This is a genomic window from Pigmentiphaga sp. H8 (genome assembly GCF_003854895.1).
GTDB lineage: Bacteria > Pseudomonadota > Gammaproteobacteria > Burkholderiales > Burkholderiaceae_B > Pigmentiphaga.
In genome coordinates this window covers 4342170-4367965 of record NZ_CP033966.1, presented here as the reverse complement: position 1 = coordinate 4367965, position 25796 = coordinate 4342170, and the positions used below count along the sequence as shown (strand labels likewise).

The following is a 25796-nucleotide window of genomic DNA, read 5'->3' as shown; positions in this document are numbered from 1 at the left end:
GGGGCTCACCATGCCGGGCGCGCGTCAGCGCGTAGGGGGGGGCCATCTCTAGTGGCGGAAGTGGCGGGTGCCCGTGAGCACCATCGCGATGCCGCGTTCGTCGGCCGCCGCGATGACCTCCGCGTCCCGCATGCTGCCGCCGGGCTGGATGACGCAGCTCGCGCCCGCGTCCACGACCACGTCCAGGCCGTCGCGGAACGGGAAGAAGGCATCGGAGGCCACGGCCGAACCCTTGAGCGACAGGCCGGCGTTCTCGGCCTTGATCGAGGCGATGCGGGCGGAGTCGACGCGGCTCATCTGGCCGGCGCCCATGCCCAGCGTCATGCCGCCGCCCACGAACACGATGGCGTTGGACTTGACGAACTTGGCCACCTTCCAGGCGAACAGCAGGTCGTCCATCTGGGCCTCGGTGGGTGCGACCTTGGTGACGACCTTGAGCTGGTCGCGCGCGACGTTGAACGAATCGGGCTGCTGCACCAGCCAGCCGCCGCCCACGCGCTTGACGTCGAAGGCGTTCACGCCGTCGCCCATCGGGATTTCGAGCAGGCGCACGTTCTGCTTGGCGGCGAAGATCTCCAGCGCGCCGGCCTCGTAGGCGGGGGCCAGCAGCACTTCGACGAACTGCTTGCTGACCGCCTGCGCGGTGGCGGCGTCCACGGGGCGGTTGAAGGCGATGATGCCGCCGAAGGCGGACGTGGGATCGGTCTTGAACGCCTGCTGGTAGGCGTGGAGCGCGTCGGTCGACACCGCCACGCCGCACGGGTTGGCGTGCTTGACGATGACGCAGGCCGGCGCGTCGAAGGTGCGCACGCATTCCCAGGCGGCATCGGCGTCGGCGATGTTGTTGTAGGAAAGCTCCTTGCCCTGCAACTGGCGGTAGTTGGCCAGCAGGCCGGCGGCCGGCGCGGTGTCGCGATAGAAGGCCGCGGACTGGTGCGGGTTCTCGCCGTAGCGCATGGCCTGGCTCTTGGCGGCCTGGAAGCTCAGGATCTCGGGATAGGCCTCGCGCGCCGGCACGGCCTCCTGGGCCGGCGCGTCGGTCAGGCTGGTCAGGTAGTTGGCGATCGCGCCGTCGTACGAGGCGGTATGGGCGAACACCTTCTTGGCCAGGTTCAGGCGCAGGGCGTAGGACGTGGCGCCGGTGGCATCCATTTCCTTCAACACCTGGGCGTAGTCGGCCGGATCGATGACGACCGTGACGCCGCCCGCTTCGGTGCCGTGGTTCTTGGCCGCGGCGCGCAGCATGGCCGGCCCGCCGATGTCGATGTTCTCGACGGCGTCGGCGAAGGTGCAGTCGGGCTTGGCGACGGTCTCGCGGAAGGGATAGAGGTTCACCACCAGCAGGTCGATGCGGCCGATGCCGTGGCCGGCGATGGCGTCCAGGTGCGCCTGGGCGTCGCGGCGGGCCAGCAGGCCGCCGTGGATCTTCGGATGCAGCGTCTTGACGCGGCCGTCCATCATCTCGGGAAAGCCGGTGTAGTCGGAGACTTCCTGCACGGGCAGGCCGGCCTGGGCCAGCAGCTTGGCCGTGCCGCCGGTGGACAGCAACTGCACGCCGCGGTCGTGCAAGGCCCTGGCGAAGTCGACGATGCCGGATTTGTCGGAAACGGAAAGAAGCGCGCGTTCGATTTTCATGGGTGTGGGGCAGAATGGCGTGCCAGGGCCGGCACGGGACAATGGGGATAAAGGGGCCGGGTCAGAGCTTGATCTGATAGTGGTCGAGCTTCTTGCGCAGGGTATTGCGGTTGATGCCCAGCATCTCGGCGGCGCGCGATTGGTTGCGGTCGGCCTTCTCCAGCACGACCTCCAGCATGGGGCGCTCGACGGCCGTCAGCACCATGTCCCAGATGCCGCTGGTCGTCTCGCCTTCGAGATCCTTGAAGTAGCGGTCCAGGGTGTGGCGTACGCACTCTTCAAGCGTATGTTCTTTCATTGGGTTGTTTCCTTGATGCGCGATCTAGGCGGCCAGCCGCGAGGCTGGCGTGTCGATCGGGTGATCGAACCAGTCGGCCACCGCCTGCCATTGGTCGCGCGTGTTTTCTATCAAATTCAGCTGCGCACAGAACTGCGGCCCTCCCGGCAGCGAGCCCAGATACCAGCCGATATGCTTGCGCGCGGTCCGCACGCCCGTGTATTCGCCGTAGAAACGGTAGTGGTCGTCGAGGTGCTGCAGCAGCAGTTCGCGCATTTCCGCCTGCGTGGGAGCGGGCAGGCGGGTTCCGGTGCGCAGATAATGGTCGATTTCCCGGAACAGCCAGGGCCGGCCCTGGGCCGCCCGGCCGATCATGACGGCGTCGGCGCCGGTTGCATCCAGCACGCGCCGCGCCTTTTCGGGCGAGTCGATGTCGCCGTTGGCGATGACGGGAATGGCGAGCTCGGCCTTGACCGCGGCGATGGTCTCGTATTCCGCCTCGCCCATGTAGAGGTCCTCGCGGGTGCGGCCGTGCAGGGCCAGGGCCGCGATGCCGATGTCCTGCGCGCGCTGCGCGACCCGCAGCACGTTGCGGTCGGCCCGGCGCCAGCCGGTGCGGGTCTTGAGCGTGACGGGCACGCCCAGCGGCTCGCAGGCGCGCACGACGGCCTCCAGGATGCGGGCGACCAGGTCCTCGTCGCGCAGCAGGGCCGAGCCGGCGGCCACGTTGCAGACCTTCTTGGCCGGACAGCCCATGTTGATGTCGATGATGCGGGCGCCCTTGCCGACGTTGAAGACGGCGGCCTGCGCCATCATTTCGGGATCGCTGCCGGCGATCTGCACGGCGATGGGATCGCTTTCGCCTTCATGGTCCAGGCGGCGCGAGGTCTTGACGCTGTTCCACAGCCGCGGATTGCTGGCGGCCATCTCGGACACGGCATGGCCGGCGCCCAGCCGCTTGCACAGCTGGCGGAACGGACGATCCGTCACGCCTGCCATGGGAGCGACGAAAACGTTGTTCGGAAGGTCGTAGGGGCCGATGCGCATGACTGAATGCGCCGTCAGCCCTGTTCATCGGGGATGCGGCGCGTGAGGCAAAATGTCCGAGGAAGGCGGGGATTGTACCGCTGTCGGGGCGCCGCGGCGATCAGGCCCGCAGCCCCTCCATCAATTGTCGCGCCAGCGGTCCGCGCAGCGTGCGCGATACGTCCAGGCCCAGCAGGGCCAGGCCGCAGGCATGTTCGACGGGGGCCAGGCCGGTCGTGAAGATGCGCGGCATGAAATCGGTCAGGCCGCTGGTCAGCCAGCGGTCGGCCCCGCGGGCGCGGGCGTAGGCCGCCAGCAACGGCGCGGCGCCGGCGGACGGATCGCGCAGCAGGGGGGCGAGGCTTTCGGCCAGCCGAGCGGCGTCGCGCAGGCCGAGGTTCATGCCCTGGCCGGCCACCGGGTGCAGGGTCTGGGCGGCGTTGCCGATGGCGACGGCGTTGCCGTCGACCACGTGACGGCGCAGGTTGATGCCCAGCGGGTAGCGGTGGCGCGGACCGGCGGCGGCGAAGCTGCCCAGCCGGGTGCCGAATGTCTGTCCCAGGGCCTCGGCGAAGGCGCCGTCGTCCAGGGCCGCCAGGCGCTCGGCATGGCCGGGGCGGCAGCACCAGACCAGGGCGTAGCGGCCGGCGTTGTGGGCCGGCCCGGCGGGGTAGGGGAGCAGGGCCAGCGGGCCCTCGGTGGTGAAACGTTCCCAGGCCCAGCCCGGACGCGGACGGCTGGCGCGGACGATGGCCAGGACCGCATGCTGGCCGTAGTCGCGGTGCAGGTCGTTGCGGGCCTGGTGGTCGAAGGTGCCGCCTTCGGCGTGGACGCAGGCCCGGGTGGCCCATTCCTGGCCTTCCTGGCCGATCACGGCGGCGTCGCCTTCCTGGCGCAGGATGGCGGCGGGCTCGCCTGCGCGAACGGTGATGCCCGAAAGCGCCAGCGCGGCGTCCAGGGCTTCGACGATGGCCGGATAGGGTACGACCGTGCCCAGCGCCGGCACGCCGAAGTCACTGTGCGAGATATGGGTGCGGCCCAGGCGGCCCTTCTGCGAGACATGGACGTGCAGGATGTCGGCGCCGCCGTCCGGCCAGGCGTCCAGCGACGCCAGCAGCACCCGGCTGCCATGGTTGAGCGCCATCGAGCGCGGATCGGTCGCCGCGCTGGCGGAGGCGACGGCGGGGCGCCGGGGGCGGCACAGCACGATGCGTTCGGGCCGGGCGGCGGCGCGGGCCAGGAGCAGCGCCAGCGTGGCCCCGACGGGGCCGCCGCCCAGGATGGTGACGTCCGCGTGCATACCCGCGTCAGCCCCGCATCAGGGCTTCGATCTCGTCGGCGGCAACGGGCACGCCGCGGGTGATCAGGTCGCAGCCGGATTCGGTCACGACGGCGTCGTCCTCGATGCGGATGCCGATGTCCCAGAACCGCTCGGGCACGTCGGCGGCCGGGCGGACGTAGATGCCGGGCTCGATGGTGAGCACCATGCCCGGCCGCAGTTCGCGCCACGGGCGGGGTTCGTCCGCGGCCGGCGCCGTGCCCGGCTCGCGGTAGTCGCCCACGTCGTGCACGTCCATGCCCAGCCAGTGGCCGGTGCGGTGCATGTAGAAGCGGGCGTACTGCTGGGACTCCAGCACGCCGTCCAGGGTGCCCGTCAGCAGGCCTTCGTCGATCATGCCCTGCGCCAGCACGCGGACCGCGGCGTCGTGGCCCTCGTTCCAGCGCGCGCCGGGGCGGGTCAGGGCGGCGGCGGCGTTCTGTGCTTCCTGCACCAGGTCGTACAGCGCGCGCTGCGGACCGCTGAAGCGGCCGTTGACGGGAAAGGTGCGGGTGATGTCCGAGGCGTAGCCGTCCAGTTCGCAGCCGGCGTCGATCAGCAGCAGGTCGCCGTCCTTCAGTTCGGCATCCCCGGCGCGATAGTGCAGCACGCAGGCGTTGTGGCCGGTGGCGACAATGGAGTTGTAGGCCACGGCCTGCGAGCCGTGGCGGCGGAATTCGTGCAGCAGCTCGGCTTCGATCTCGTATTCGTGCAGGCCCGGCCGCGACGCCCGCATGGCGCGCACGTGGGCGCCCGCCGAGATGGCGCCCGCGCGGCGCATGGTCTCGATCTCGAAGGCGTCCTTGACCAGGCGCATTTCCGCCAGGATGGCGCGCAGGTCGTAGCTGCTGGCGGGCGCGGTGGCGCCGGAGCGGCCCATGGCGCGCACCCGGTCCAGCCAGCCGCGCAGGTGGGTGTCGAACAGGCGGTCGCTGCCCATGGGCACGAACAGCGCCGGCTGGTCGGCGATCAGCTTGGGCAGTTCGTCGGCCAGCGCCTCGACCGGCAGCGCGCGGTCGAAGCCGAACTGCTCGGCGGCCGCGTCGGGACCGATGCGGTAGCCGTCCCAGATCTCGCGTTCCAGGTTCTTGCTGCGGCAGAACAGGATGCTGCGGTCTTCCGTGCCGGCGATCAGGACCAGCCAGGCCTCGGGCTCGGGAAAGCCGGTCAGGTAGAAGAAGTCGCTGTCGAAGCGGAACGGGAACTCGGCGTCGCGGTTGCGGACGAGTTCGCGCGAGGTAGGCAGGATCGCGATGCCGCCGCCGCGGGCATGCATGGTGTCCAGCACGCGCCGGCGGCGCGCGGCGAAGGGGGCGAGGTCCGGGGCGGGAATGCTCATGGCGATGGATCCGTGCGCGGGAATGACCAGGGTTTATTGTAGGCTGGCGTCGAGCTCGGCCAGGCGCTGCGGCGTGCCCACGTCGGTCCAGCGGCCGCCGTGATGCATGCCGGCGACCTGGTCGCGGCCCATGGCGGCGCGCAGCAGGGGCGCCAGCCTGGCCGGCTCGCCCGCAGGCAGGCCGGCGAACAATGCCGGCTGGTAGACGCCGATGCCGGCGAAGGTCAGCCGAGGTTCGCCGTCCCGGACCAGGCCGGCGGGCGTCAGGCGGAAGTCGCCCGTGGGATGGTGGACGGGATTGTCGACCAGCACCAGCCAGGCCAGGCGGCCGTGCCGCGGCAGGTCGTCGGCCGCGGCGCGGGCCAGGGAGGGATCCCAGTCGGTCCAGATGTCGCCGTTGATCACCAGGAAGGGGTCGCTGCCCAGCAGGGGCAGGGCCTGGCGGATGCCGCCGGCCGTCTCCAGCGCGGTGGCCTCGGCCGAGTAGCGCAGGCGCACGTCCCAGCGCGAGCCGTCGCCCAGCGCTTGCTCGATGCGCGCGCCCAGCCAGGCATGGTTGACGACGATGTCGCGCACTCCCGCCCGCGCCAGCCGCTCGATGTGCCAGACGATCAGCGGCTTGCCGCCCGCCGGCAGCAGCGGCTTGGGCACGGTGTCGGTCAGCGGCCGCATGCGTTCGCCGCGACCGGCCGCCAGGATCATGGCGCGCATCAGAAGGTGTATCCGGTGGCGGACGTCTGGCCGTCAAGCTTGTCCAGCAGTTTCATCAGCGGCTTGAAAGCCAGGTAGCGGCTGGCCACCTGCCGGACGTAGGTATTGACGCGGGGCATGTGGTCCAGGTAGGCGAGCTTGCCGTCGCGGTGGGCCAGGCGGGCGAAGACGCCCAGGATGCGCAGGTTGCGCTGCAGCCCCATCCATTCGTAGGCGCGATGGAAATCGGCGAAGTCGGGCGCCACCGGCAGGCCGGCCTTGCGCGCCATTTCCCAGTAGCGGATGCCCCAGTCGAGCTGTTGCGGTTCGTCCCAGGTGGTACGGGCATCGGTCAGGACCGAGGCCAGGTCGTAGGTGATGGGGCCCACCACCGCATCCTGGAAGTCGATGACGCCGGGATTGGGGCCGTAGTCCGGTCCGCCCGCCGGCAGGTCGGTCAGCATCAGGTTGGGCGAGTGGTAGTCGCGGTGCACCAGGACGAAGGGCTGGGCCATATTGGCGTCGATCAGCGTTTCGAACACGGCGTCGAGCGCGGTCCGGTCGGCCGCGTCCAGGGGCTGGCCGCGGTAGCGCGCGGCGTACCAGTCCGGAAACAGCTCGAGCTCCGTCGCCAGGCGGGCCTTGTCATAGCGCACCAGGTCGGTGGTTGCGCTTTGTTGCAACTTCACCAGCGCCGCCAGCGCGTCCATGTAGATGCGGTGCGTATCGTGCGGGGTGGGCGTGCCCCGCAGGTAGTCGACGTAGGTGCTGCGCCCCAGGTCCGACAGCAGCAGGAAGCCCTGGCCCAGGTCCTGCGCCAGCACGCGCGGCACGTGCACGCCGGCGTCGTGCAGCAGACCCGCCACGTGGAGGAAGGGACGGCAGTCCTCCTTGTCGGGCGGGGCGTCCATCACGACCGCGGTGCTCGGGCCCATGGCGACCCGGAAATACCGCCGGAAGCTGGCGTCGCTGGAGGCCGGCTGGAGGGTGGAAGGGTCGAGCTGGAGCTGCTGGGGAAGGCCGGACAGCCAGGCGGCGACCTGGGTCCGCCTGGGGTCGGCGCCGGCCTGGCCGGCGGCTGGATCGGAAATGGCGTTCATGCCTCCTATAATACCGACCGATATCGGTTCCCGGAACGAGCCCGGCCCCCTTTTCGGCGGGGCCCGGCGCCCCCCGCCAAAAGCCGCGGGCCGCTATCTTTTTTTACCGCGCGCGGCCGTCGGCTCGCGTATTCTTCGACTTTCCGTTTTTTCATTCCTCGAGGCCCGTGCGATTGATCCGGTGGTTCAGCCTGTTTGCAGCATTTGCGGTAGCGCCGCTGGCCTATGCGCAAGACGGTCCGTCCGAATCCCAGGCCGGCGCCGGGCCGGTATCCGGCCCTGGCCTGCGCCTGTCGCCGGGCCTGCGCCAGCACACCTACGATCCCGACCAGTTGCCGGTGTTCATGCAGGCCGACACGCTCACGGCCGAGGACCAGGACAAGCTCCGGCTGGAGGGCAGCGCGCAGGTGCGGCGCCAGGACACCATCCTGAAGGGCGACACCATCGAGTACGACAAGGTCGAGGACGAACTGGAAGCACTGGGCAACGTGCGGCTGTTCCGCGAGGGGAATCTGCTGACGGGGCCGAGGCTCAAGCTCAACATGAGCAGCGGCACGGGCGAGATCGACAACGCCCGGTTCTTTTTCGGACTCAACGGCGGCAGCGGTTCGGCCGAGCGCATCCGCATGCTGGGACAGAACCGGGTGCGCGCCGACCGGGTGCGCTATACGGGGTGCGCGTGCGAGACGCCTGACTGGGAGCTTCGCGCCCGGCGGGCCGACTTCGATTATGACGCCGGTACCGGGGTGGGCTATGGCGGGGTGCTCTATTTCAAGGATTTCCCCATCCTGGCCTCGCCCATCATTTCCTTCCCGCTGAACAACGAGCGCAAGTCGGGCTTCCTGTCGCCCACGTTCGGCCTGACCAGCAAGAGCGGTCCGGAATTCTCGATTCCGTACTACTTCAACATCGCGCCCAACCGCGATGCCACGCTGACGCCCAAGTTCATGACCCGCCGCGGGCTGCAACTGTCGGGCGAGTTCCGCTACCTGGAGCCTTCGTTCAGCGGGGTGACGCGGCTGAGCTACCTGCCCGACGACCGGGTCGCGCAGCGCGACCGCTATCTGTTCAGTTCGCAGCACCGGCAGCAGTTGACGCCCAACCTGGGCTTCAACTGGAACGTGTCCAAGGCGTCCGACGACGCGTACTTCCGCGACCTGTCCGTGCTGGGCACGGGCCTGGCCTCGACCGCGACGCTGGAACGTTCGTTCTCGCTGAACTGGCAGCAGGGGTACTGGGAAGCCTACGGCCGCGTGATCAGCTACCAGACGCTGCAGGATCCGCTGGCGCCCATCGTGCCGCCGTACGGCCGCGAGCCGCAACTGCACCTGACCGGCCAGCGCTACGACTGGAACGGCTTCGACGTGCGGATGGACGCGGATGCCACGCGCTTTCGCAGCAATACGCTGGTGAACGGGTCGCGCGCCTATGCCTATCCGTCGGTGTCGTATCCCATCATCCGGCCGGGCGGGTTCTTCATCCCCAAGATCGGCATCCATTCCACTCGCTACAACACGGACTCCTACCAGGGGGCGGCGTCCTACACCGCCAACCGTACCGTGCCCATCATGTCGCTGGACACCGGCCTGATCTTCGAGCGCGACAGCACGCTGCTCGGCAGGGAGGCGCGCCAGACCCTGGAGCCGCGCCTCTACTACCTGCGCGTGCCGTACCGCAACCAGTCGAACCTGCCCATCTACGATACGGCGCTGGCGGACTTCAATTTCGCGCAGATATTCTCCGAGAATCTGTATTCGGGCTGGGACCGGATCGCCGAGGCCAACCAGCTGACCGCGGCGCTGACCACGCGCTGGCTCGACCCCAAGACCGGCGTGGAGCGCGCGCGCATCATGGGTGCCCAGCGGCTGTACTTCAGCGACCAGCGGGTCACCCTGCCGGGCGAGGAGCCCAGTTCCGACGGCCGTTCCGACTTCCTGGTGTCGGTCTACGGTGCGCTGACGTCCACGCTCAGCGGCGAGACGACGGTGCAATACAATCCCAAGATCGAGCGTGTGACCCGGTCCACGATCGGCGCGCGCTGGAGCCCGCAGCGTCTCAGCACGGTATCGCTGGCCTACCGCTACAAGCGGGAGATGGTCAGCGTGCCGGGGCAGGAGTTGATCGACATCGCCTTCCAGTGGCCGCTGGCCCCCCGCTGGTTCGGCATCGGGCGCATCAACTATTCGCTGCTCGAGAACCGGATCGCCGAGGCGGTGGCCGGGATCGAATACAACGGCGGGTGCTGCTGGGCTTTCCGCCTGGTCGGCCAGCGCTACGCGGTGGCCAAGGACAACGCCACGACCGCGATGTTCTTCCAGCTCGAGCTGACCGGATTCGGCGGCATCGGGGCGAGCCCGATGACGACGCTGCGCCGGAGCATCCCGGGTTATCAGGTAATCAACCCGCCGCCTGAGAAAGGGACGGTGTTCGAAAGGTACGAATGATGGTTTCCAAGGTATTGCCCAGAATGACGAAAGCGGCCCACGGTGTCGCCCTTTGCTGCCTGGCCGCTTTGGCGGGTGGGTCGGCGGTGGCCCAGGGGCTGCGCATGCCAGGTGACCTCGGCGGCGCGCCGGGCGGCAACGGGCCGACCCTGTTGGCACCGCAGCCCGCGCCGCAGTCCGCGCCGCCCGCCAGCCAGGCTCCCGTGGCCCCGGCCGCGCCGGCGGCCCCGGCTGCGCAGGCGCCGCGCAGCACCAGCGGTTCGCGCATCCAGCTGGGTGACAACATCGTCGCCGTGGTCAACACCGACGTCATTACCCGCCGCGAACTCGACGCCCGCGTGCACGCCGCCCAGGCCACGCTGGCGCGCCAGCAGATCGCGCCGCCGGACGCGGCCACGCTGGAGAAGCAGGTGCTCGAACGCATGGTGGTCGAGAAGACCCAGTTGCAGGAGGCCGCGCAGACCGGCATCCGCATCGACGACCTGCAGCTCGACCGCGCCATCAGCCGGATCGCCCAGCAGAACAACGTGTCGGTTTCGCAGATGCGTGACCAGATCGAGCGCGATGGCCTGCCGTTCTCGGTCTACCGCGACGACCTGCGGCAGGAAATCACGCTGATGCGCCTGCGCGAACGCGCGGTCGACAGCCAGATCCAGATCTCCGAACCCGAGATCGATGCCTATCTGTCCGAGCAGCACGAGGGCGCGCCTTCCGACCTGTCGCTGGCACAGATCCTGGTGCGCGTGCCCGAGGGCAGCTCGTCCGACATGGTGGCGCGCCTGCGCCGCAAGGCCGAGACCCTGCTCCAGCAGGCGCGCGGCGGCGCCGATTTCGCCCAGTTGGCGGCCTCGTCCTCGGACGGCGAGGAGGCCCTGCGCGGCGGCGACCTGGGCTCCCGTCCCACCGACCGCTGGCCGTCGATGTTCGTCGACGCGGTGGCGCAACTGAGCCAGGGCGGCATCAGCGAGATCATCCAGAGCGGCAACGGTTTCCACATCATCAAGGTGGTCGAGCGCAAATCGTCCGGCGGTGCCGGTGGCGGCGCTGGCGCGATGCCCGTGCGGCAGACGCATGCCCGGCACATCCTGATCCGGCCGACCCAGGTGCTGACCGCCGAGCAGGCGCGCGAGCGCCTGGCCAACATCCGCCAGCGCATCGTGCAGGGCGGGTCGAGCTTCGCCGACATGGCCCGGCAATATTCCAACGATGCCTCGGCGCCGCAGGGCGGCGACCTGGGCTGGCTGTCGCCCCAGGAAACCGTGCCGGAGTTCGAGCGCGCCATGGATGCGCTGCAGCCCGGCCAGGTGAGCGAGCCCGTGCAGTCGCCGTTCGGCTGGCACCTGATCCAGGTCGTCGAGCGCCGCACGCAGGACGTCGGCCGCGAGCGGCAGCGTGCCGAGGCGCGCCAGACGCTGTTCCAGCGCAAGCTGGACCAGGCGTACGAGGACTGGGCTCGGCAGTTGCGGGACAAGGCCTATGTCGAAATCAGACTGAGCCCCCCCCCTACGCCCTGACGGGCGCCCCCCCAGGGGGGCGGCACTGGCGGACCGGCGGAGCCGGATCCGCTGTGCCCTGGGGGACTACCCGGCTGGTGGGGGGCGGCGTTCTTGGCGCCGTTTTTGTTTTTTGAGGCCGGTGTTGGGCTGGCGGATGAGTGAGATGAGTGCGATGCGCAGGCTGGTCTTGACGACCGGCGAACCGGCGGGGATCGGGCCTGAGTTGTCGGTCGCGGCCGCGGCGTGGTTCGCGGGCGAGCGCGGGGCGGGACGGGTGCCGGCGGATGTGGAACTGGTGCTGGTGGGGGATCGCGATCTGCTCGCGCAGCGCGGCGGGCAGGATGCCGCGGCGTTGGCGGGGGTGGGGGTGCATCACGTGCCGCTGCGCGTGCCGTCCGAGCCGGGCAGGCTGGCGGTGGCCAATGGGCGCTACGTGCTCGACACGCTGGATGAGGCCATTGCCATGGTGGCCGATGGCCGGGCGCAGGCCATCGTCACGGCGCCGGTCCACAAGGGGGTGATCAACGATGCCGGCGTGGCTTTCTCGGGACATACCGAATACCTGCAGGAGCGGGCGGGGGTCGACAAGGTCGTGATGATGCTGGCCGGCGGCGGCCTGCGGGTGGCGCTGGCGACCACGCACCTGCCGCTGCGGGCGGTGCCCGATGCGGTCACCGCGCAGACGCTGGACCAGGTGCTGCGCATTCTGGATGCCGACCTGCGCCGGCGCTTCGGGCTGGCGCACCCGCGCATTGCCGTGTGCGGCTTGAATCCGCACGCGGGCGAAGGCGGGCACCTGGGGCGGGAAGAAATCGAGGTCATCGAACCGGCCATCGCGCGGGCCCGCGCCGCCGGCATCGATGCGCGCGGGCCGCTGCCCGCCGATACGCTGTTCGTGCCCGCGCACGTCGCGCAGTTCGACGCGGCCCTGGCCATGTTCCATGACCAGGGCCTGCCCGTGCTCAAGCACGCGAGCTTCGGGCACGGCGTCAACATCACCCTGGGCCTGCCCTATGTGCGGACCTCGGTGGACCACGGCACCGCGCTCGACCTGGCCGGAACGGGCAAGGCCGATCCCGGCAGTTTGCAGGAGGCCATCGTCACGGCCCTCCAGATGATACGAACCGGCACCCAGGCGGATGCCGGCTCCGGAGTTTCCGCATGAAACATCAGGCGCGCAAGCGCTTCGGCCAGCACTTCCTGGTCGACGAAAGCATCACCGACTCCATCGTCCGCGCGGTGAACCCGCGCCGGTCCGACAACGTGGTCGAGATCGGCCCAGGCCTGTCGGCGCTGACCCGGCCGCTGCTGGACAAGCTCGATCGCCTGAAGGTCGTCGAGATCGACCGCGACCTGGCGGCGCGCCTGCGCGGGCAGTATGCGCCCGAGCGCCTGCAGGTGACCGAGGCCGACGTGCTGACCGTGGATTTCGCGCCGTTCGGCGAAGCGCTGCGCGTGGTGGGCAACCTGCCCTACAACATTTCCAGTCCGCTGCTGTTCCACCTGATGGCCTACGCCGACCAGGTGCGCGACCAGCATTTCATGCTGCAGCGGGAAGTCATCGACCGCATGGTGGCCCGGCCGGGTGATGCCGACTACGGCCGCCTGTCGGTCATGCTGCAGTCGCGCTACGACATGGAGAAGCTGTTCGACGTGCCGCCCGAGGCCTTCGATCCGCCGCCGCGCGTGGTCTCGGCCGTCGTGCGCATGATTCCGCTGCCGGCCGACCGTCCGCGCGCGCGCAGCGAGGAAGCCCTGTCCGCCACCGTGGCCCGGGCATTCGCCCAGCGCCGCAAGATGCTGCGGCGGGGCATGGGCGACTGGGCGGCGCTGGTGCCGTGGCAGCAACTGGGAATACCGGAGACCGCGCGCGCCGAGGAGTTGTCGGTCGCGCAGTTCATCGCCATGGCCGACGTGCTGCACGCAGCCGGCGTGGCCTGACCGCGCCGGCCCGCCGCGACGGGCGCGTCATTCGGGCTGGATGCCCGCCTTGGCGACAATGCCCCGGTAGGTGTCCACGCTGCCGGCCAGCAGCGAGGCGAATTTTTCCGGAGAAGGATGCGCCTCGACCTCGAAGCCCGCGGTTTCCAGGCGTTCCTGAAGATCGGGCGAGGCCAGGGCTTGTTCGATGCCGGCGCGCAGTTTCTCGATCACGGCCGGCGGCATGCCGGCGGGGCCGAGCAGGCCCACCCAGGTGTCGGGTACGGCGAAACCGGGCAGGCCGGCCTGGGCCAGCGTGGGCACGTCGGGCGCGGCCTTGGCCCGTTCGGCCTGCAGCACGCCCAGCAGGCGCAGCTTGCCCGCCTTCACGTGGGGCAAGACGTTGGAAAGCACCAGGATGCCGACCGGCACCTGTCCGCCCACCACGTCGTTGAGCGCCGGCGCGCCGCCCTTGTAGGGCACGTGGATCATGTCTATGCCGGTCGAGGCCTTGAGCAGTTCGCCGCCCAGCTGCTGGGACGAACCGACGCCCGACGTCCCGTACGAGAGCTTGCCGGGCCGCGCCTTGGCGTAGGCCAGGAACTCCTTCAGGTCTTTCACGGGCAGCTTGGCGTTGACCACCATGGCCTGCGGCGCCGTGCCTATCATCGCCACCGGCGTGAAATCCTTGACCGGGTCGTAGGGCACGTTGCGCGAGAAGAACGGCAGCGTATTGTGGGGCGGCCCGAGCTGCATCAGCAGCGTGTAGCCGTCCGGGGCGGCCCGCGCCACCAGTTCGGAGCCGATCATGCTGTTGCCGCCGGCGCGATTGTCGACGATGAAGGCCTGGCCCAGCGCCTCGCCCAGCTTCTGGGCCACGGACCGCGCGACCGTGTCCGCGGCGCCGCCCACCGCGAAAGGCACGACCACCCGGACGGGGCGGTCGGGATAGGTTCCGGCCAATGCCGGCAAGGGCATCAGGCACAGGGCGGCCAGCGCCCGCCTCATGGGGTTCATGGTGTCTCCTTGATGTTCGTGGTCGCGGCCGCGCGAGCGGCGGCCGTCGCTGTGTCAGGCTTGCTGCGGGAAGCGCTCGGAATAGGAAATGAAGCCGATGCGGTTTTCGTTGACCCAGTGGGCCAGTTCGTCGTGCCGGGGAAACCAGACGCCGGGATGGGAGGCGATGTAGCCCAGCACCTCGTCCAGCATCGCGCTGATCAGCGGCCGTCCGCCGAAGTGGCCATGCACGGTGATGTTGATGAACGCGTTCGGCTCCTTGCGATACAGGAAATCGAAGGTGTCGCGGTAGCACTGGAAGAAGTCGCGCGGAGCCGCACGCAGCACCCGGTTGTCGGCGAAGTCGCTGTGCGGAATGGCGACCATGCCGCCGTGCCGGGTCTGGATCTGGCAGGGCAGGTCCAGGTAGTTGTAGTCGCCGTGCCAGAGCATGCCTTCCTCGGCCAGCAGGTCCGCGGTCCGTTCGGTGGTCGCGATGGTGGAGCTCAGCCAGCCTTGGGGCCGCACGCCGGAGGTGCGCTGCAGGATGTCCAGGCTCTTGCGGATCAGGGCGCGTTCCTGCGCCTCGTCCAGGCCGGGCAGCACTTCATCCTGCGCGTAGTTGTGCCCGGCCAGCTCGAAGCCCTGGCCGACGATGGCGTGGATGACCTCGGGAAACAGTTCTGCCACCCGCGCGTTGACGCAGAACGTGGCGGGCAGCCCGCGGTCGCGCGCCAGCCGCATCAGCCGGTAGGCGCCGGCCCGCGCGCCGTATTCCGACCAGGAGATGCCGGCCAGGTCCTTCGCGCCCGGCTTGGGCGGACTCGTCATGGGCGAGTAGGGCGGGGCCTTGCCCTCGGACCAGCTTTCGACCAGGAAGGTCAGCGCCACGACGATGCGCGCGCCGCCCGGCCACATGGATGCGGGAGTGGACATGAAGTCTCCGGTTGACGTTGCCCACGGTCTGGCCGTGGTGATGCCGCCCACTATCCGTGCTTCCTGGACTTTTAACAATTTTAACTTTTTTAATTAAAATTAAGTCTTATTGGAAATCGGCCGTTATCTCCATGCCCGACGCGTTCAAGATCCCCCAGCTTCGTCAGTTCGTCATCGCCGCCACGCGGCAAAGCCTGCGGGCGGCGGCCGAGGACACTCACCGCACCCAGGCCGCGGTCACGCTGGCCATGCAGAATCTCGAAGCGCAGATAGGCGGCAACCTGTTCGAGCATGGACACCAGGCCCGCCTCACGCCCCTGGGCGAATCGGTGCTGCCGCTGCTGCGCGAGCTGGTGGCGCTGCACGACCGCGTGCAGAACGAGGTCGGCCTGCTGGCCGCGGGCGAACAGGGCTCGATCGCCCTGGCCGTCATGCCGTCGCTGGCGGAGGAATGGCTGCCGCTGATGCTGCGGCGTTTCGCCGTGGACTATCCCGGCGTCAGCCTGAAGATCGCCGACGTATCCTCGCCCCAGGTCGGCCCCATGGTGGCCAGCGGCGAGGCCCAGCTCGGCATCGCCGGCGTGGGCGCGGAACTCGCGGGCCTGCGCTGCATACCCGTGGCCCAGGATACGTTCGGCGTCGTCTGCCGCCACGACCATCCCATCGCGGGGCGAGGACGGTCGGTACCCTGGCGGATACTGGAAGGCGAACCCATCATCGAGAACACCACCTTCCACGCACTGCGCGAGCATCGCATGGCGGCGTTGTTGCAGCGGCCCCATCTGGTGATCAAGAACCGCACGTCGCTGATCGCCGCCGTGAAGGCGGGCCTGGGCATTACCGTGCTGCCGACCCTGGCGCGGCCCGCGGTGGAACACGACCTGGCGTTCGTGCCGTTGACGGCGCCGCGCATCGAGCGCCGCGTCGGCGTGCTGCATGGCGCGGGCCGGTCATTGTCGCCGGCGGCGGCGCACATGCTGGCGCTGATGCTCGATTCGCTGCGGGCGTTCGCGCACGCCAAGGGCGCGCGGCCGATCGATCAGCCGAAGAACCAGTAGCACACGCCGATGGCGGCCAGCACGCCCGCCAGGTCGGCCAGCAGCGCGCAGCCCACGGCGTGCCGCGTGCGCTGGATGCCGACCGCGCCGAAGTACACCGCCACCACGTAGAAGGTGGTTTCCGTGCTGCCTTGTACCGTGGCCGACAGCAGCGCGGGGAAACTGTCCACGCCGTGGTTCTGCATGGTCTCTATCATCAGCGCGCGCGCCGCGCTGCCCGAGAAAGGCTTGACCAGCGCGGTCGGCAGGGCATCCACGAAACGGGTGTCGAAACCCAGCCACTGGATCGCCAGGCGCAGGCCGTCCAGCACGAAGTCGAGCGCGCCCGAGGCCCGCAGCACGCCGATCGCGCACAGCATGGCGACCAGATAGGGCAGCAGCCCCTTGGCCACGTCGAAGCCGTCCTTGGCGCCTTCGATGAAGCTTTCGTAGACGGGAACCTTGCGGATCGCGGCCACGGCCAGGAAGAACAGGATCAGCGCGAACAGCGTCAGGTTACCCAGCAGCGAGGACAGCGCGCCCAGCGCCGCCACCGACAGCGTGGACAGGAAGGCCATGAAGCTGCCCAGCAGCAGCGCGGTGCCGCCGACCCAGGCCAGCACCACGGGATCCCAGACCCGCAGGCGCTGCACCGCCGCCACGCACAGGAAGCCGGCCAGCGTCGAGGCGCTGGTGGCCAGCAGGATGGGCAGGAAGACCAGGGTGGGATCGGCCGCGCCCTGCTGCGCGCGGTACATGAAGATGGTGACCGGCAGCAGCGTCAGCGACGAGGCATTGAGCACCAGGAACAGGATCTGCGCGTTGCTGGCCGTGGTGGTGCTGGGGTTGAGCGTCTGCAGCGATTTCATCGCCCGCAGGCCGATGGGCGTGGCGGCGTTGTCCAGGCCCAGCACGTTGGCGGCGAAGTTCAGCGTGATCAGGCCGATGGCGGGATGGCCGCGCGGCACCTCGGGCATGAGCCGCGCGAACAGCGGCCCCAGGATGCGCGCCAGCGCATCGACCAGCCCGGCCTGCTCGGCGATCTTCAGGAAGCCCAGCCACAGCGCGATGGTGCCGAACAGCAGCACCATGACTTCCACCGACAGCTTGGCCATCGCGAACAGCGAGGCGACCATGGCCTGGAAGACCGACGGGTCGTGGGCGATGCCCCAGCGCGCCAGGGCGGCGGCGGCCGCGGCGATGAAAAATCCCAGCCAGAGTTTGTTCAGCATGCGCGACAGGAGTGGGGAAGGCGCCGGCCCGGCGGGCGCGGCAGTCCGCTGATTGTAGCGATTAGGGCCTGTTCACACTAAAAGAGGCTCGCATGCCCTAGCCTGGCGGGTGGTCAGCGGCGGCGGGCGTAGGCCGCCGGCGTCATGCCGTTCCAGCGCTGGAAGGCGCGCGCGAAGGCCTTGTCCGATTCGTAGCCGACGGCCGCGGCAACCTCGTCCAGGGTCAGGGCGGGATCCTTGAGTTTCTCGGCGGCGACGGCCATGCGGTATGAGGTCAGGTATTGCATGGGCGTCATGCCGACCAGTTGCCGGAAGCGTTCGCTGAACACGGTGCGCGAGAGATAGCAGGCCGAGGCCAGCATGGCGACCGTCCAGGGGCGCTCGGGATGGTCGTGGATGGCCAGCATGGCGCGGGCGATGCCCTGGTCCGCCATGCCGCGCAACATGCCGGTGCGGCGTTCGGCCGATGTGCGCAGATGTTCCCCCAGGATGTGCACCAGCAGCAGGTCGGCCATGCGCGCGGTGGCCAGCTGCCACCCCGGCGGTTGCAGCAGCGACTGGTCGACCAGCGAGGCCATCGTCTGCGCCAGCGCCGCGGTCACCGGCGTTTCGCGCTGGCGGATCACGATCAGGCGGGGCAGGGTGTCGACCAGCGTGCCCGGCCCGCTGTCCGGCATCCACAGGTGGAGCGAGAACATGCCGGTGACCGGTCCGTCGCCGCCGTGCGAGAACACGATGGGCCGATCGCCGTGGGCGCCGACCTGGTGCGCGGCGATCAGCGGCTGGAAGGGGCGCGCCGGCAGCCCGGGCGCGGACGAGATGGTGTGGGCGTCGCCGTGGGGCAGCATCAGGATGTCGCCGGCCTCGATCCGCTGCGGCGTATCGTGGTCGAGGGCGATCCAGTAGGGCGTGTCCGCCGCCATCCTGATCAGCGCGCCTTCCACGCCGTCCGACCGCAGGGCCCAGGGCGCGGACAGCGCGAAGCGGGCCGTTACCGCGCGATCGGATCGCCAGTGGGCCAGCAGGCGGCTGAGGAGGTCACCGGAGGCGTGCATGCGGGGTCGGAGGTCTGGGCGGGGCCGCGTGGCGGATTTCCGGACGCCTGGTGCCCGGATCCGGCGTCCCGAGGGTTGAGGCGGGCGCCGGCGGCATCGACACTTACGGCATCGACACGGAGATTATCATGCCTCGAATCGACCACGCCCTGATCGTCGGCGCCGGCATCGCCGGCTGTTCCGCCGCGATCGCGCTCGCGCAGCAGGGCATGCGCGTGACCATGGTGGAAAAACAGCGGGCCTGGCAATTCCAGAGTTCCGGCCTCTTCATCTACAGCAATGGCCTGCGGGCGCTGCGCGAGATCGGCGTGCTTGCGCCGATCCTCCAGGCGGGGTTCGCCGTGCCGGGCGGACGCAACCGCTATTTCGGCCCGGACGGCTCGTTCATCGTCGAGACGGTCTATCCCTCGCTGGACGGGCTGCCCGCCATCCTGGGCATCAAGCGCGCCGAACTCCATCGCATCCTGGCGGCTCGCATCGAGGAGCTGGGCATCGTGCTCAAGCTCGGCACGACGCTGGCAAGCCTGCCGTCCGGCCAGGACGACGGACCGATGCGCGTGGCCTTGTCCGACGGCACGCAAGTCGCCTGCGATCTCGTCATCGGCGCCGACGGCATCCGCTCCCAGGTACGGGCCGACGCGTTTCCGGAACTGGTGCCGAGCTATTCGGGTTTCGGCGTCTGGCGCAGCGTGCACGACCGCCCGCGGGGCCTCGATGCCAAGATCATGATGATGGGCACGGGCAAGCGCCTGGGCATCATGCCCATCAGCGACGAGAAGCTCTACCTGTTCGGCGTGATGCTCGAACCCCAGGACTCCTGGTACGAGCGTGCCGAGTGGCCGGCGCTGATGCGCGAGCGCTTCGCCGAGTTCAGGGGCCCGGCGGCGCCCTTCCTGGATCAGCTGGGCGAAGGCGCCGAGGTGCTCTACACCGGCGTGGAGGAGGTGATCGCCCCCTTGCCCTGGCACCGCGGGCGGATCCTGCTGATCGGCGATGCCGCCCATGCGTCGACGCCCTTCATGGGACAGGGCGGCGCGATGGCGCTCGAGGATGCGGTCGTGCTGGCCGAGGCGCTGGGGTCGGAAGCGACGCCGGAGCAGGCCTTGCTGGCATTCGGCCGGCGCCGCCATCCCATGTGCAGGCTGGTGCAGGATGTCTCGCGGCAGGTGGGGCAGGCCGGCGCGCTGGAAGACGCCCAGGGATGCGCGCGGCGCGACGAGGCGTTGCGGCGGGAAGGGCAGGCGAAGGTGGACGGCTTCTTCGCCGAGCTGGAGCGACTGCGCGCGGCGGGCCGGTAGCGACCGCCGCGATAGCGCGTCAGTCCTTGTGGGTGTTGGCCTGGATGAATTCGATCTTGTAGCCGTCCGGGTCCTCGACGAAGGCGATGACCGTGGTGCCGTGCTTCATGGGACCGGCCTCGCGCGTGACCTTGCCGCCCAGTTCGCGCACGCGGTCACAGGCGGCATAGGCGTCGTCCACCGCCACGGCGATGTGGCCGTAGCCGGTGCCGAGGTCGTACTTCTCCACGCCCCAGTTGTGCGTGAGTTCGAGCACGGAGCCGTCCTTCTCGTCTTCATAGCCGACGAAGGCCAGCGTGAACTTGCCGTCGGGGTAGTCCTTGCTGCGCAGCAGGCGCATGCCCAGGACCTTGGTATAGAAGTCGATCGAGCGCTGCATGTCGCCGACGCGGAGCATGGTGTGGAGTAGTCGCATGGGTTACCTCGCTAATCGTGGGAAGGGGAACAGGCCCTAGTGTAAACAGGCCTAGTCGAACCGCGGCAGGCTGCCCGGATCGTGGCGCCGCAAGGTATCGCGGGCGTCCTCGAAGCCGGGCATCAGCTGGCCGACTTCGGCCCAGAAGCCCGGGCCGTGGTTCATCTCGCGCAGGTGCGCCAACTCGTGCGCGATGACGTAGTCGATGATGCCGACAGGGAAATGGATCAGGCGCCAGTTCAGCAGGATGTTGCCCTCGCTGGTGCACGATCCCCAGCGCGTGGCGGCCGACGACAGCCGCCAGCGGTTGATGGTCAGGCCGGTGCGGGCCAGGAAATCCAGCAGGCGGACGTCGAACAGGACGCGGGCGCGGCCCTGCAGCCAGGCCTGGACGGTGTCGCGGATGCGGGCCGCCGTCGCGTCGGACGGCAGGCCCAGCCAGAGCACGTCGCCGTCGGCGGGCGCGTCGAGGTCGGCCGTGGCCAGCGCCGTGTCGCGCTGCGCGTCCAGGCGCATGACGATGCGGCGGCCCAGATAGGGCAGGTCGCCGCCGTCTTCCCAGCGCGTCTGGTTCAACGCCAGGCGTTCCCGGCGCAACTGCCATTCGTGCAGCTTGGACAGGATCCAGCGCGCCTTCTCGCGGACGGCGCCATCGATCTCGGCCAGGCCGACCCAGCGCGGCGCGGTCACGCGCAGGCCGTCGTCGCCGATCAGGAAGCCGATGGTGCGGCGGCGCGAGCGTTGCAGGACGAAGCGTATCCGCTGTCCCTCGGCCACCACTTCGTGCCAGCGCGCGCCGGGCGGCAACTGGATGGCGGGGGCAGGCGGCGGCGCGGCGGGCGCGCGGGCGACGGGTGGCGGCGGCGCCGGAACGGCCACGGCCTGGGGCGGCTCGGCGAACAGGTCGAGCTGCGCGGAGTGGGGACCGGACTCCCGCTGCGGAGCCGGGGGCGCGCCGGTGTCGGAAGCGGGGCGTGTGGCCATGGAGGCTAGCCGGCGGCGCGTTCGGCGCCCCGGGTATCCGGATAGCGCTCGGGGTTGAGCTGGCGCATCTCGGCCTCGATCCAGTCCTCGACTCGGCGGTTGATCTCGTCGGCGGTCAGGCCTTGCGGATCGATAGGCGGGCCGATGGAGACGGTGATCAGGCCGGGACGCTTGACGAAGGTCTTGCGCGGCCAGCATTCGCCGGCGTTGTGGGCGATGGGCACGACCAGCGCGCCGGTGCGCGCGGCCAGGCGCGCGCCGCCGCTCTTGTACTTGCCCTTCTTGCCCGGGGCGATGCGGGTGCCTTCCGGGAACATGACCATCCAGCGGCCCGCGGCCAGGCGTTCGCGGCCCTGCGCCACGACCTGCTCGAAGGCGTCGCTGCCTTTCTTGCGGTCGATGGCGATCATGCGCAGCCCCGCGAGGCCCCAGCCGAAGAAGGGCACCCAGTTCAGCTCGCGCTTGTACACGTAGCAGACTTCGCGCGGCATCCAGGCGGGAAAGAACATGGTTTCCCAGGTCGATTGGTGCTTGGGCAGCAGGATGGCCGGCTGGTCGGGAAGATTGTCCCAGCCCTTGATGCGCCAGCGCATGCCGGTGATCCAGCGGCCGCCCCAGATCATCAGGCGCGGCCATCCTATCGTGAACCGGTAGCGCCACCGCAGGGGCAGGGGCAGCCACAGCACGCAGAGAATGGCGTAGGGAATCACCGTGACGATGAAGAAGATCGAGAACAACAGCGAGCGAAGCCAGCGCATCAGTGCTCCTCGGCCTGGGCGGCGGTTTCGAGCGCGTCGGCGACTTCCCCCAGGTCGTTCCAGACCACCGTTCCCGGCGGCAGCTGGCCCTTGGCGAGGGTCTTGGGCCCGTTGCCGGTCAGCACCAGCCAGGGCGTGCAGCCGGCGGCCGCGGCGGCTTCCAGGTCGCGGGCCGAATCACCCACCGAGGGCACGCCGTGCAAGTCGGACTCGAAGCGCCGGGCAATCTCGCGATACAGGCCGGGCAGCGGCTTGCGGCAGTCGCAGCCCTCGTCCGGCGCGTGCGGACAGATGAAGATGGCGTCGATGGCGCCGCCGTGCTTGGCCAGCGACGCCCGCAGCTTGGCGTGGATGGCGTTCAGCGTGGCCGCGTCGAACAGGCCGCGGCCCAGGCCCGACTGGTTGGTGGCGACCACGACGCGATAGCCGGCCTGGTTGATGCGGGCGATGGCTTCGAGCGCGCCGGGCAGCGGAATCCACTCGTCCGGCGATTTGACGAAGTCGGGGCTGTCCTGGTTGATGACGCCGTCGCGGTCCAGGACCACCAGCTTGGGGCGGGCAGGAGTGGTGGGCATGTCAGGTATCCATGGTGTGGCACGATACGCATCGCATGAAACGAGCGCGACTCGCTCCGGGACGCAGCGGATCCGGCTTTGCCGGTCCGCCTGCGTCGCCCCCTGAGGGGCGCGCGTCAGCGCGTAGGGGGGGGCTCATCATGTCAGGCGGTTGCCAAACGGGACAGATCGGCCACGTGGTTCATCGTGCGGTGCAGTTCGGCCAGCAGCGCCAGGCGGTTGGCCCGCACGGCCGGATCCTCGGCCATGACCATGACGTCGGCGAAGAAGGCGTCGACCGGCTCGCGGGCCTGCGACAACACCGTCAGGGCGCCGGCGAAGTCGCCCTGCGCGAACTTGCCCTCGGCCTGCGGCCGCAGCGTGCGCACGGCTTGCGCCAGCGCCTGTTCGGCCGGTTCCTTGAGCAAGGCTTCGTCGACCGTGCCCGGCTCGCCCTCGACCTTCTTGAGCAGGTTGCCGATACGCTTGTTGGCGGCAGCCAGCGCGGCGGCCTCGGGCAGCGCCGAGAAGGCGACCACCGCGCGCACCCGCGCCGGCACCTGGGCCAGGGGCGGCGCCACGGCGACCACGGCATCGACCGCGGCGCGGTCGAACTGGCCAGCCAGCTGGTTGCGGTAGCGTTCGAACACGAAGGCGCGGACCTCATCGATCTGGGCCGCCGTGGGCGGCGTGGCGAAGGTTTCCGCCGCCCGCGCCAGCAGGCCGTCCAGCGTGAGCCCGGCGCCGCCGGCGGACAGGCGCCCACCCGCGTCGAGCTGCTCGAACGCGCTGATCAGCCCCAGCGCCGCGCGGCGCAGGCCGTAGGGGTCCTTGTCGCCGGTTGGGACCAGGCCGATGCTCCAGATGCCCAGCAGCGTTTCCGCGCGCTCGGCCACGAACAGCGCGGCGGCGGTGGCGCCGTCGGCATCGACGGGCTGGTCCAGGCGGATGCGGTACTGCTGGCGGATGGCCTCGACCACGTCGGAGGCCTCGCCGTCGGCCGCCGCGTAGTAGGCGCCCATGACGCCCTGCAGTTCGGGGAACTCGCCCACCATGCCGGTGACCAGGTCGGCCTTGGCCAGCAGCGCGGCGCGGTCCGCGTGCTCGGGATCGGCGCCGATCGCGCCCGCCACCCAGCGCGCCAGCGCGCGCACGCGCTGCGCGCGTTCGAGCTGGGTGCCGAGCTTGTTGTGATAGACGATGGTGCCGAGCTGTTCGACCCGGCCGGCCAGCGGCACCTTCTTGTCGGTCTCGAAGAAGAAGCGCGCGTCGGCCAGGCGCGGCCGGACGACCCGCTGGTTGCCCTCGACGATGTTGGACGGGTTGGCCAGGGCCATGTTGCTGACGATCAGGAAGCGGTGCGTCAGCTTGCCGGTGGCCGCGTCGAACAGCGGGAAGTACTTCTGGTTCAGCCGCATCGTCAGGATCAGGCATTCCTGGGGCACGGCAAGGAATTCGGATTCGAACTCGCCCACGTAGACCGTGGGGTACTCGACCAGCGCGCACACCTCGTCCAGCAGCGAGGCCACGTCGGCCTCGTCGCCCAGCGAGGCCTGCAGGCGCGCGGCCTGGTCGCGCAGCTGGCGTTCGATGGCGGCGCGGCGCTGGTCGAACGAGGCGATCACGCGGCCCGGTTCGTGCAGCAGCGCTTCATAGGCGTCGGCCGAGGGCAGTTCGATCGTCGCCCGCGACTGGAAGCGATGGCCGCGCGTGTTGCGGCCGGCGCGCAGGCCGAGCGCGCAGATGTCGACCACCGTGTCGCCGTGCAGCGCCACCAGGCCGTGCGCGGGGCGCACGAAGCGGACGGTGGTGACGCCGTCGGCCAGTTGATAGCTCATGACCTTGGGGATGGGCAGCTTGCCCAGCGTGTCTTCCAGCGCCGCCTGCAGGGCGGGCGCCAGCACCGCGCCCTTGGCGATGCCGCGATAGACGAGCTGTTCGTTCTTGCCGTCCGACTCGCGCGCGAGCCCGGACACGTCGACGCCTTCCAGGCCCTTGGCCGCGAGCTTCTTTTGCAGCGCGGGCGTGGGCTGGCCGCTGGCGTCCAGCCCCACGCTCACGGGCATGAGCTTTTCGGAGAATTCGCTGTCGGCCCCTTGCGGCAGCACGGCCGACAGGCGCACGGCCAGCCGCCGCGGCGTGGCATAGGCGGTGGTGGTGCTGCCGCCGGCCAGCAGGCCCCGGCTCTTCAGGCCGGCGGCGATGCCTTCGGCGAAGGCCTGTCCCAGGCGGTTGAGCGCCTTGGGGGGGAGTTCCTCGGTGAACAGTTCCAGCAGGAGGGGGTGAGCGGCCGGCATTTACGCGGCCTCCTTGCGTGCAAGCATGGGAAAGCCCAGTCGTTCTCGTGATTCGTAGTACGCCTGCGCGATGGCGCGCGACAGGTTGCGGATGCGGCCGATGTAGGCGGCGCGCTCGGTGACGCTGATCGCGCCCCGGGCATCGAGCATGTTGAAGGTGTGGGCCGCCTTGAGCACCATTTCGTAGGCCGGCAGCGCCAGCGGCACTTCCACCAGGCGCTTGGCCTGGGCCTCGTAGTCGTTGAAATGGCGGAACAGGGTCTCGGCCGACGAATGCTCGAAGTTGTAGGTGGATTGCTCGACTTCGTTCTGGTGGTAGACGTCGCCGTAGGTGACGCGCGTGCCGTCCGGCGCCTCGGTCCAGACCAGGTCGTAGACGCTTTCGACGCCTTGCAGGTACATGGCCAGGCGTTCCAGGCCATAGGTGATCTCGCCCATGATGGGCTTGCAGTCGATGCCGCCGACCTGCTGGAAATAGGTGAACTGCGTCACTTCCATGCCGTTGAGCCAGACCTCCCAGCCCAGGCCCCAGGCGCCCAGCGTCGGGTTTTCCCAGTCGTCTTCGACGAAGCGGATGTCGTGTTCCTGGGGATCGATCCCCAGCGCCTGCAGCGAACCGATGTAGAGGTCGAGGATGTTCGGGGGCGAGGGCTTGAGCACCACCTGGTACTGGTAGTAGTGCTGCAGGCGGTTGGGGTTCTCGCCGTAGCGGCCGTCCTTGGGGCGGCGCGAGGGCTGCACGTAGGCCGCGCGCCAGGGCTCGGGGCCGAGCGCCCGCAGGAACGTGGCGGTGTGCGACGTACCGGCACCGACTTCCATGTCGTAGGACTGCAGGAGGGCGCAGCCTTGCTGGCTCCAGTATTCCTGGAGTCGGAGAATGATTTGTTGAAATGTCAGCATGGTGTTGGAGTAGATGCGGCCGCGGGCGGCCTTGCGGCACGGCGAAACCCTGGATTTTAACTGGCCCTGGCGAAATGCGGAGGGATGGA

Annotated in this window: 23 protein-coding genes; 6 read left to right on the top strand and 17 right to left on the bottom strand. The window is 69.6% G+C overall.

The window, feature by feature from the left end:
* Positions 1 to 48 precede the first annotated feature (48 nt).
* The 7 genes from purH to EGT29_RS20565 form a co-directional block, all read right to left on the bottom strand.
* Positions 49 to 1635, bottom strand: coding sequence for a bifunctional phosphoribosylaminoimidazolecarboxamide formyltransferase/IMP cyclohydrolase (gene purH / locus EGT29_RS20595; protein WP_124690726.1), 1587 nt, complete (start codon positions 1633 to 1635; stop codon positions 49 to 51).
* Positions 1636 to 1696: 61 nt separating this feature from the next.
* A complete protein-coding gene (locus EGT29_RS20590; protein WP_124690725.1) occupies positions 1697 to 1933 on the bottom strand; it encodes a helix-turn-helix domain-containing protein in 237 nt (78 codons plus the stop codon).
* Positions 1934 to 1957: 24 nt separating this feature from the next.
* On the bottom strand, positions 1958 to 2959 hold the full coding sequence (dusB, locus tag EGT29_RS20585) for a tRNA dihydrouridine synthase DusB (protein ID WP_124690724.1): 1002 nt from the start codon (positions 2957 to 2959) through the stop codon (positions 1958 to 1960).
* 100 nt (positions 2960 to 3059) lie between these two features.
* Positions 3060 to 4238, bottom strand: coding sequence for a UbiH/UbiF/VisC/COQ6 family ubiquinone biosynthesis hydroxylase (locus EGT29_RS20580; protein ID WP_124690723.1), 1179 nt, complete (start codon positions 4236 to 4238; stop codon positions 3060 to 3062).
* A gap of 7 nt (positions 4239 to 4245) precedes the next feature.
* Positions 4246 to 5595 carry an aminopeptidase P N-terminal domain-containing protein gene (locus EGT29_RS20575; protein WP_124690722.1) on the bottom strand — a complete coding sequence of 450 codons (1350 nt, stop codon included), beginning with the start codon at positions 5593 to 5595 and terminating at the stop codon, positions 4246 to 4248.
* 33 nt (positions 5596 to 5628) lie between these two features.
* Entirely contained in the window at positions 5629 to 6306 is a 678-nt protein-coding gene (gene murU / locus EGT29_RS20570; protein ID WP_124690721.1) for an N-acetylmuramate alpha-1-phosphate uridylyltransferase MurU, read from the bottom strand.
* Positions 6306 to 7385 (bottom strand): aminoglycoside phosphotransferase family protein, encoded by a 1080-nt coding sequence (locus EGT29_RS20565; protein WP_124690720.1) that lies wholly within the window; start codon positions 7383 to 7385, stop codon positions 6306 to 6308. The genes murU and EGT29_RS20565 overlap by 1 nt, the downstream gene beginning before the upstream one ends.
* A 167-nt stretch (positions 7386 to 7552) precedes the next feature.
* Between EGT29_RS20565 and EGT29_RS20560 the strand changes: the two genes are divergently transcribed.
* The 4 genes from EGT29_RS20560 (at position 7553) to rsmA (ending at position 13266) form a co-directional block, all read left to right on the top strand.
* Positions 7553 to 9829, top strand: a complete 2277-nt coding sequence (locus tag EGT29_RS20560) for an LPS-assembly protein LptD (protein WP_124690719.1) — start codon at positions 7553 to 7555, stop codon at positions 9827 to 9829.
* A 104-nt stretch (positions 9830 to 9933) separates the two neighbouring features.
* A complete protein-coding gene (locus EGT29_RS20555) occupies positions 9934 to 11343 on the top strand; it encodes a peptidylprolyl isomerase (RefSeq protein ID WP_124690718.1) in 1410 nt (469 codons plus the stop codon).
* 145 nt (positions 11344 to 11488) lie between these two features.
* Entirely contained in the window at positions 11489 to 12490 is a 1002-nt protein-coding gene (gene pdxA, locus EGT29_RS20550) for a 4-hydroxythreonine-4-phosphate dehydrogenase PdxA (RefSeq protein WP_124690717.1), read from the top strand.
* Positions 12487 to 13266 (top strand): 16S rRNA (adenine(1518)-N(6)/adenine(1519)-N(6))-dimethyltransferase RsmA, encoded by a 780-nt coding sequence (rsmA, locus tag EGT29_RS20545; RefSeq protein WP_124690716.1) that lies wholly within the window; start codon positions 12487 to 12489, stop codon positions 13264 to 13266. Before pdxA ends, rsmA begins: the two co-directional genes overlap by 4 nt.
* Positions 13267 to 13293: 27 nt before the next feature.
* On the opposite strand, the gene EGT29_RS20540 is transcribed toward rsmA, so the two are convergent.
* A complete protein-coding gene (locus EGT29_RS20540) occupies positions 13294 to 14262 on the bottom strand; it encodes a tripartite tricarboxylate transporter substrate binding protein (protein WP_124690715.1) in 969 nt (322 codons plus the stop codon).
* 54 nt (positions 14263 to 14316) lie between these two features.
* Positions 14317 to 15177, bottom strand: a complete 861-nt coding sequence (locus EGT29_RS20535) for a polysaccharide deacetylase family protein (protein WP_124690714.1) — start codon at positions 15175 to 15177, stop codon at positions 14317 to 14319.
* 131 nt (positions 15178 to 15308) lie between these two features.
* Between EGT29_RS20535 and EGT29_RS20530 the strand changes: the two genes are divergently transcribed.
* Complete coding sequence (locus EGT29_RS20530) at positions 15309 to 16235, top strand: LysR substrate-binding domain-containing protein (RefSeq protein WP_124690713.1); 927 nt, start codon at positions 15309 to 15311, stop codon at positions 16233 to 16235.
* Here the strand turns inward: EGT29_RS20530 and EGT29_RS20525 are convergent.
* Both EGT29_RS20525 and EGT29_RS20520 read right to left on the bottom strand, forming a co-directional pair.
* Entirely contained in the window at positions 16217 to 17446 is a 1230-nt protein-coding gene (locus tag EGT29_RS20525; protein ID WP_124690712.1) for a nucleoside recognition domain-containing protein, read from the bottom strand. The two genes, EGT29_RS20530 and EGT29_RS20525, sit on opposite strands and share 19 nt — an antisense overlap.
* Positions 17447 to 17559: 113 nt before the next feature.
* A complete protein-coding gene (locus tag EGT29_RS20520) occupies positions 17560 to 18501 on the bottom strand; it encodes an AraC family transcriptional regulator (protein ID WP_124690711.1) in 942 nt (313 codons plus the stop codon).
* 128 nt (positions 18502 to 18629) lie between these two features.
* Here EGT29_RS20520 and EGT29_RS20515 point away from each other — a divergent pair, with 128 nt between their 5' ends.
* Entirely contained in the window at positions 18630 to 19799 is a 1170-nt protein-coding gene (locus EGT29_RS20515) for an FAD-dependent oxidoreductase (RefSeq protein ID WP_124690710.1), read from the top strand.
* Positions 19800 to 19818: 19 nt separating this feature from the next.
* Here EGT29_RS20515 and gloA read toward each other — a convergent pair whose 3' ends face one another.
* The 6 genes from gloA to glyQ all read right to left on the bottom strand — a co-directional run bounded on the left by gloA (position 19819) and on the right by glyQ (position 25707).
* The gene (gene gloA / locus EGT29_RS20510; protein WP_124690709.1) at positions 19819 to 20214 is read right to left on the bottom strand and encodes a lactoylglutathione lyase; all 396 of its coding nucleotides are present in this window, start codon (positions 20212 to 20214) and stop codon (positions 19819 to 19821) included.
* Positions 20215 to 20265: 51 nt separating this feature from the next.
* The gene (locus EGT29_RS20505; protein ID WP_124690708.1) at positions 20266 to 21198 is read right to left on the bottom strand and encodes a M48 family metallopeptidase; all 933 of its coding nucleotides are present in this window, start codon (positions 21196 to 21198) and stop codon (positions 20266 to 20268) included.
* A gap of 5 nt (positions 21199 to 21203) precedes the next feature.
* Positions 21204 to 21956 carry a 1-acyl-sn-glycerol-3-phosphate acyltransferase gene (locus EGT29_RS20500; RefSeq protein WP_124690707.1) on the bottom strand — a complete coding sequence of 251 codons (753 nt, stop codon included), beginning with the start codon at positions 21954 to 21956 and terminating at the stop codon, positions 21204 to 21206.
* Positions 21956 to 22531 carry a D-glycero-beta-D-manno-heptose 1,7-bisphosphate 7-phosphatase gene (gmhB, locus tag EGT29_RS20495; protein ID WP_124690706.1) on the bottom strand — a complete coding sequence of 192 codons (576 nt, stop codon included), beginning with the start codon at positions 22529 to 22531 and terminating at the stop codon, positions 21956 to 21958. The genes EGT29_RS20500 and gmhB overlap by 1 nt, the downstream gene beginning before the upstream one ends.
* 143 nt (positions 22532 to 22674) lie before the next feature.
* Positions 22675 to 24807, bottom strand: a complete 2133-nt coding sequence (glyS, locus tag EGT29_RS20490; protein WP_124690705.1) for a glycine--tRNA ligase subunit beta — start codon at positions 24805 to 24807, stop codon at positions 22675 to 22677.
* Positions 24808 to 25707 carry a glycine--tRNA ligase subunit alpha gene (gene glyQ, locus EGT29_RS20485; RefSeq protein ID WP_124690704.1) on the bottom strand — a complete coding sequence of 300 codons (900 nt, stop codon included), beginning with the start codon at positions 25705 to 25707 and terminating at the stop codon, positions 24808 to 24810.
* Positions 25708 to 25796: the final 89 nt, after the last annotated feature.

Excerpts from the sequence above, each read along its gene's own strand:
- pdxA (WP_124690717.1), top strand. The coding sequence starts at position 11,489 with ATGAGTGCGATGCGCAGGCTGGTCTTGACGACCGGCGAACCGGCGGGG.
- EGT29_RS20580 (WP_124690723.1), bottom strand. The coding sequence starts at position 4,238 with ATGCACGCGGACGTCACCATCCTGGGCGGCGGCCCCGTCGGGGCCACG.
- EGT29_RS20515 (WP_124690710.1), top strand. The coding sequence starts at position 18,630 with ATGCCTCGAATCGACCACGCCCTGATCGTCGGCGCCGGCATCGCCGGC.
- EGT29_RS20520 (WP_124690711.1), bottom strand. The coding sequence starts at position 18,501 with ATGCACGCCTCCGGTGACCTCCTCAGCCGCCTGCTGGCCCACTGGCGA.
- EGT29_RS20505 (WP_124690708.1), bottom strand. The coding sequence starts at position 21,198 with ATGGCCACACGCCCCGCTTCCGACACCGGCGCGCCCCCGGCTCCGCAG.
- EGT29_RS20565 (WP_124690720.1), bottom strand. The coding sequence starts at position 7,385 with ATGAACGCCATTTCCGATCCAGCCGCCGGCCAGGCCGGCGCCGACCCC.
- gloA (WP_124690709.1), bottom strand. The coding sequence starts at position 20,214 with ATGCGACTACTCCACACCATGCTCCGCGTCGGCGACATGCAGCGCTCG.
- EGT29_RS20530 (WP_124690713.1), top strand. The coding sequence starts at position 15,309 with ATGCCCGACGCGTTCAAGATCCCCCAGCTTCGTCAGTTCGTCATCGCC.
- murU (WP_124690721.1), bottom strand. The coding sequence starts at position 6,306 with ATGCGCGCCATGATCCTGGCGGCCGGTCGCGGCGAACGCATGCGGCCG.
- EGT29_RS20590 (WP_124690725.1), bottom strand. The coding sequence starts at position 1,933 with ATGAAAGAACATACGCTTGAAGAGTGCGTACGCCACACCCTGGACCGC.
- EGT29_RS20535 (WP_124690714.1), bottom strand. The coding sequence starts at position 15,177 with ATGTCCACTCCCGCATCCATGTGGCCGGGCGGCGCGCGCATCGTCGTG.
- EGT29_RS20525 (WP_124690712.1), bottom strand. The coding sequence starts at position 17,446 with ATGCTGAACAAACTCTGGCTGGGATTTTTCATCGCCGCGGCCGCCGCC.
- glyS (WP_124690705.1), bottom strand. The coding sequence starts at position 24,807 with ATGCCGGCCGCTCACCCCCTCCTGCTGGAACTGTTCACCGAGGAACTC.
- dusB (WP_124690724.1), bottom strand. The coding sequence starts at position 2,959 with ATGCGCATCGGCCCCTACGACCTTCCGAACAACGTTTTCGTCGCTCCC.
- purH (WP_124690726.1), bottom strand. The coding sequence starts at position 1,635 with ATGAAAATCGAACGCGCGCTTCTTTCCGTTTCCGACAAATCCGGCATC.
- EGT29_RS20555 (WP_124690718.1), top strand. The coding sequence starts at position 9,934 with ATGCCAGGTGACCTCGGCGGCGCGCCGGGCGGCAACGGGCCGACCCTG.
- rsmA (WP_124690716.1), top strand. The coding sequence starts at position 12,487 with ATGAAACATCAGGCGCGCAAGCGCTTCGGCCAGCACTTCCTGGTCGAC.
- EGT29_RS20500 (WP_124690707.1), bottom strand. The coding sequence starts at position 21,956 with ATGCGCTGGCTTCGCTCGCTGTTGTTCTCGATCTTCTTCATCGTCACG.
- glyQ (WP_124690704.1), bottom strand. The coding sequence starts at position 25,707 with ATGCTGACATTTCAACAAATCATTCTCCGACTCCAGGAATACTGGAGC.
- EGT29_RS20575 (WP_124690722.1), bottom strand. The coding sequence starts at position 5,595 with ATGAGCATTCCCGCCCCGGACCTCGCCCCCTTCGCCGCGCGCCGCCGG.
- gmhB (WP_124690706.1), bottom strand. The coding sequence starts at position 22,531 with ATGCCCACCACTCCTGCCCGCCCCAAGCTGGTGGTCCTGGACCGCGAC.
- EGT29_RS20540 (WP_124690715.1), bottom strand. The coding sequence starts at position 14,262 with ATGAACCCCATGAGGCGGGCGCTGGCCGCCCTGTGCCTGATGCCCTTG.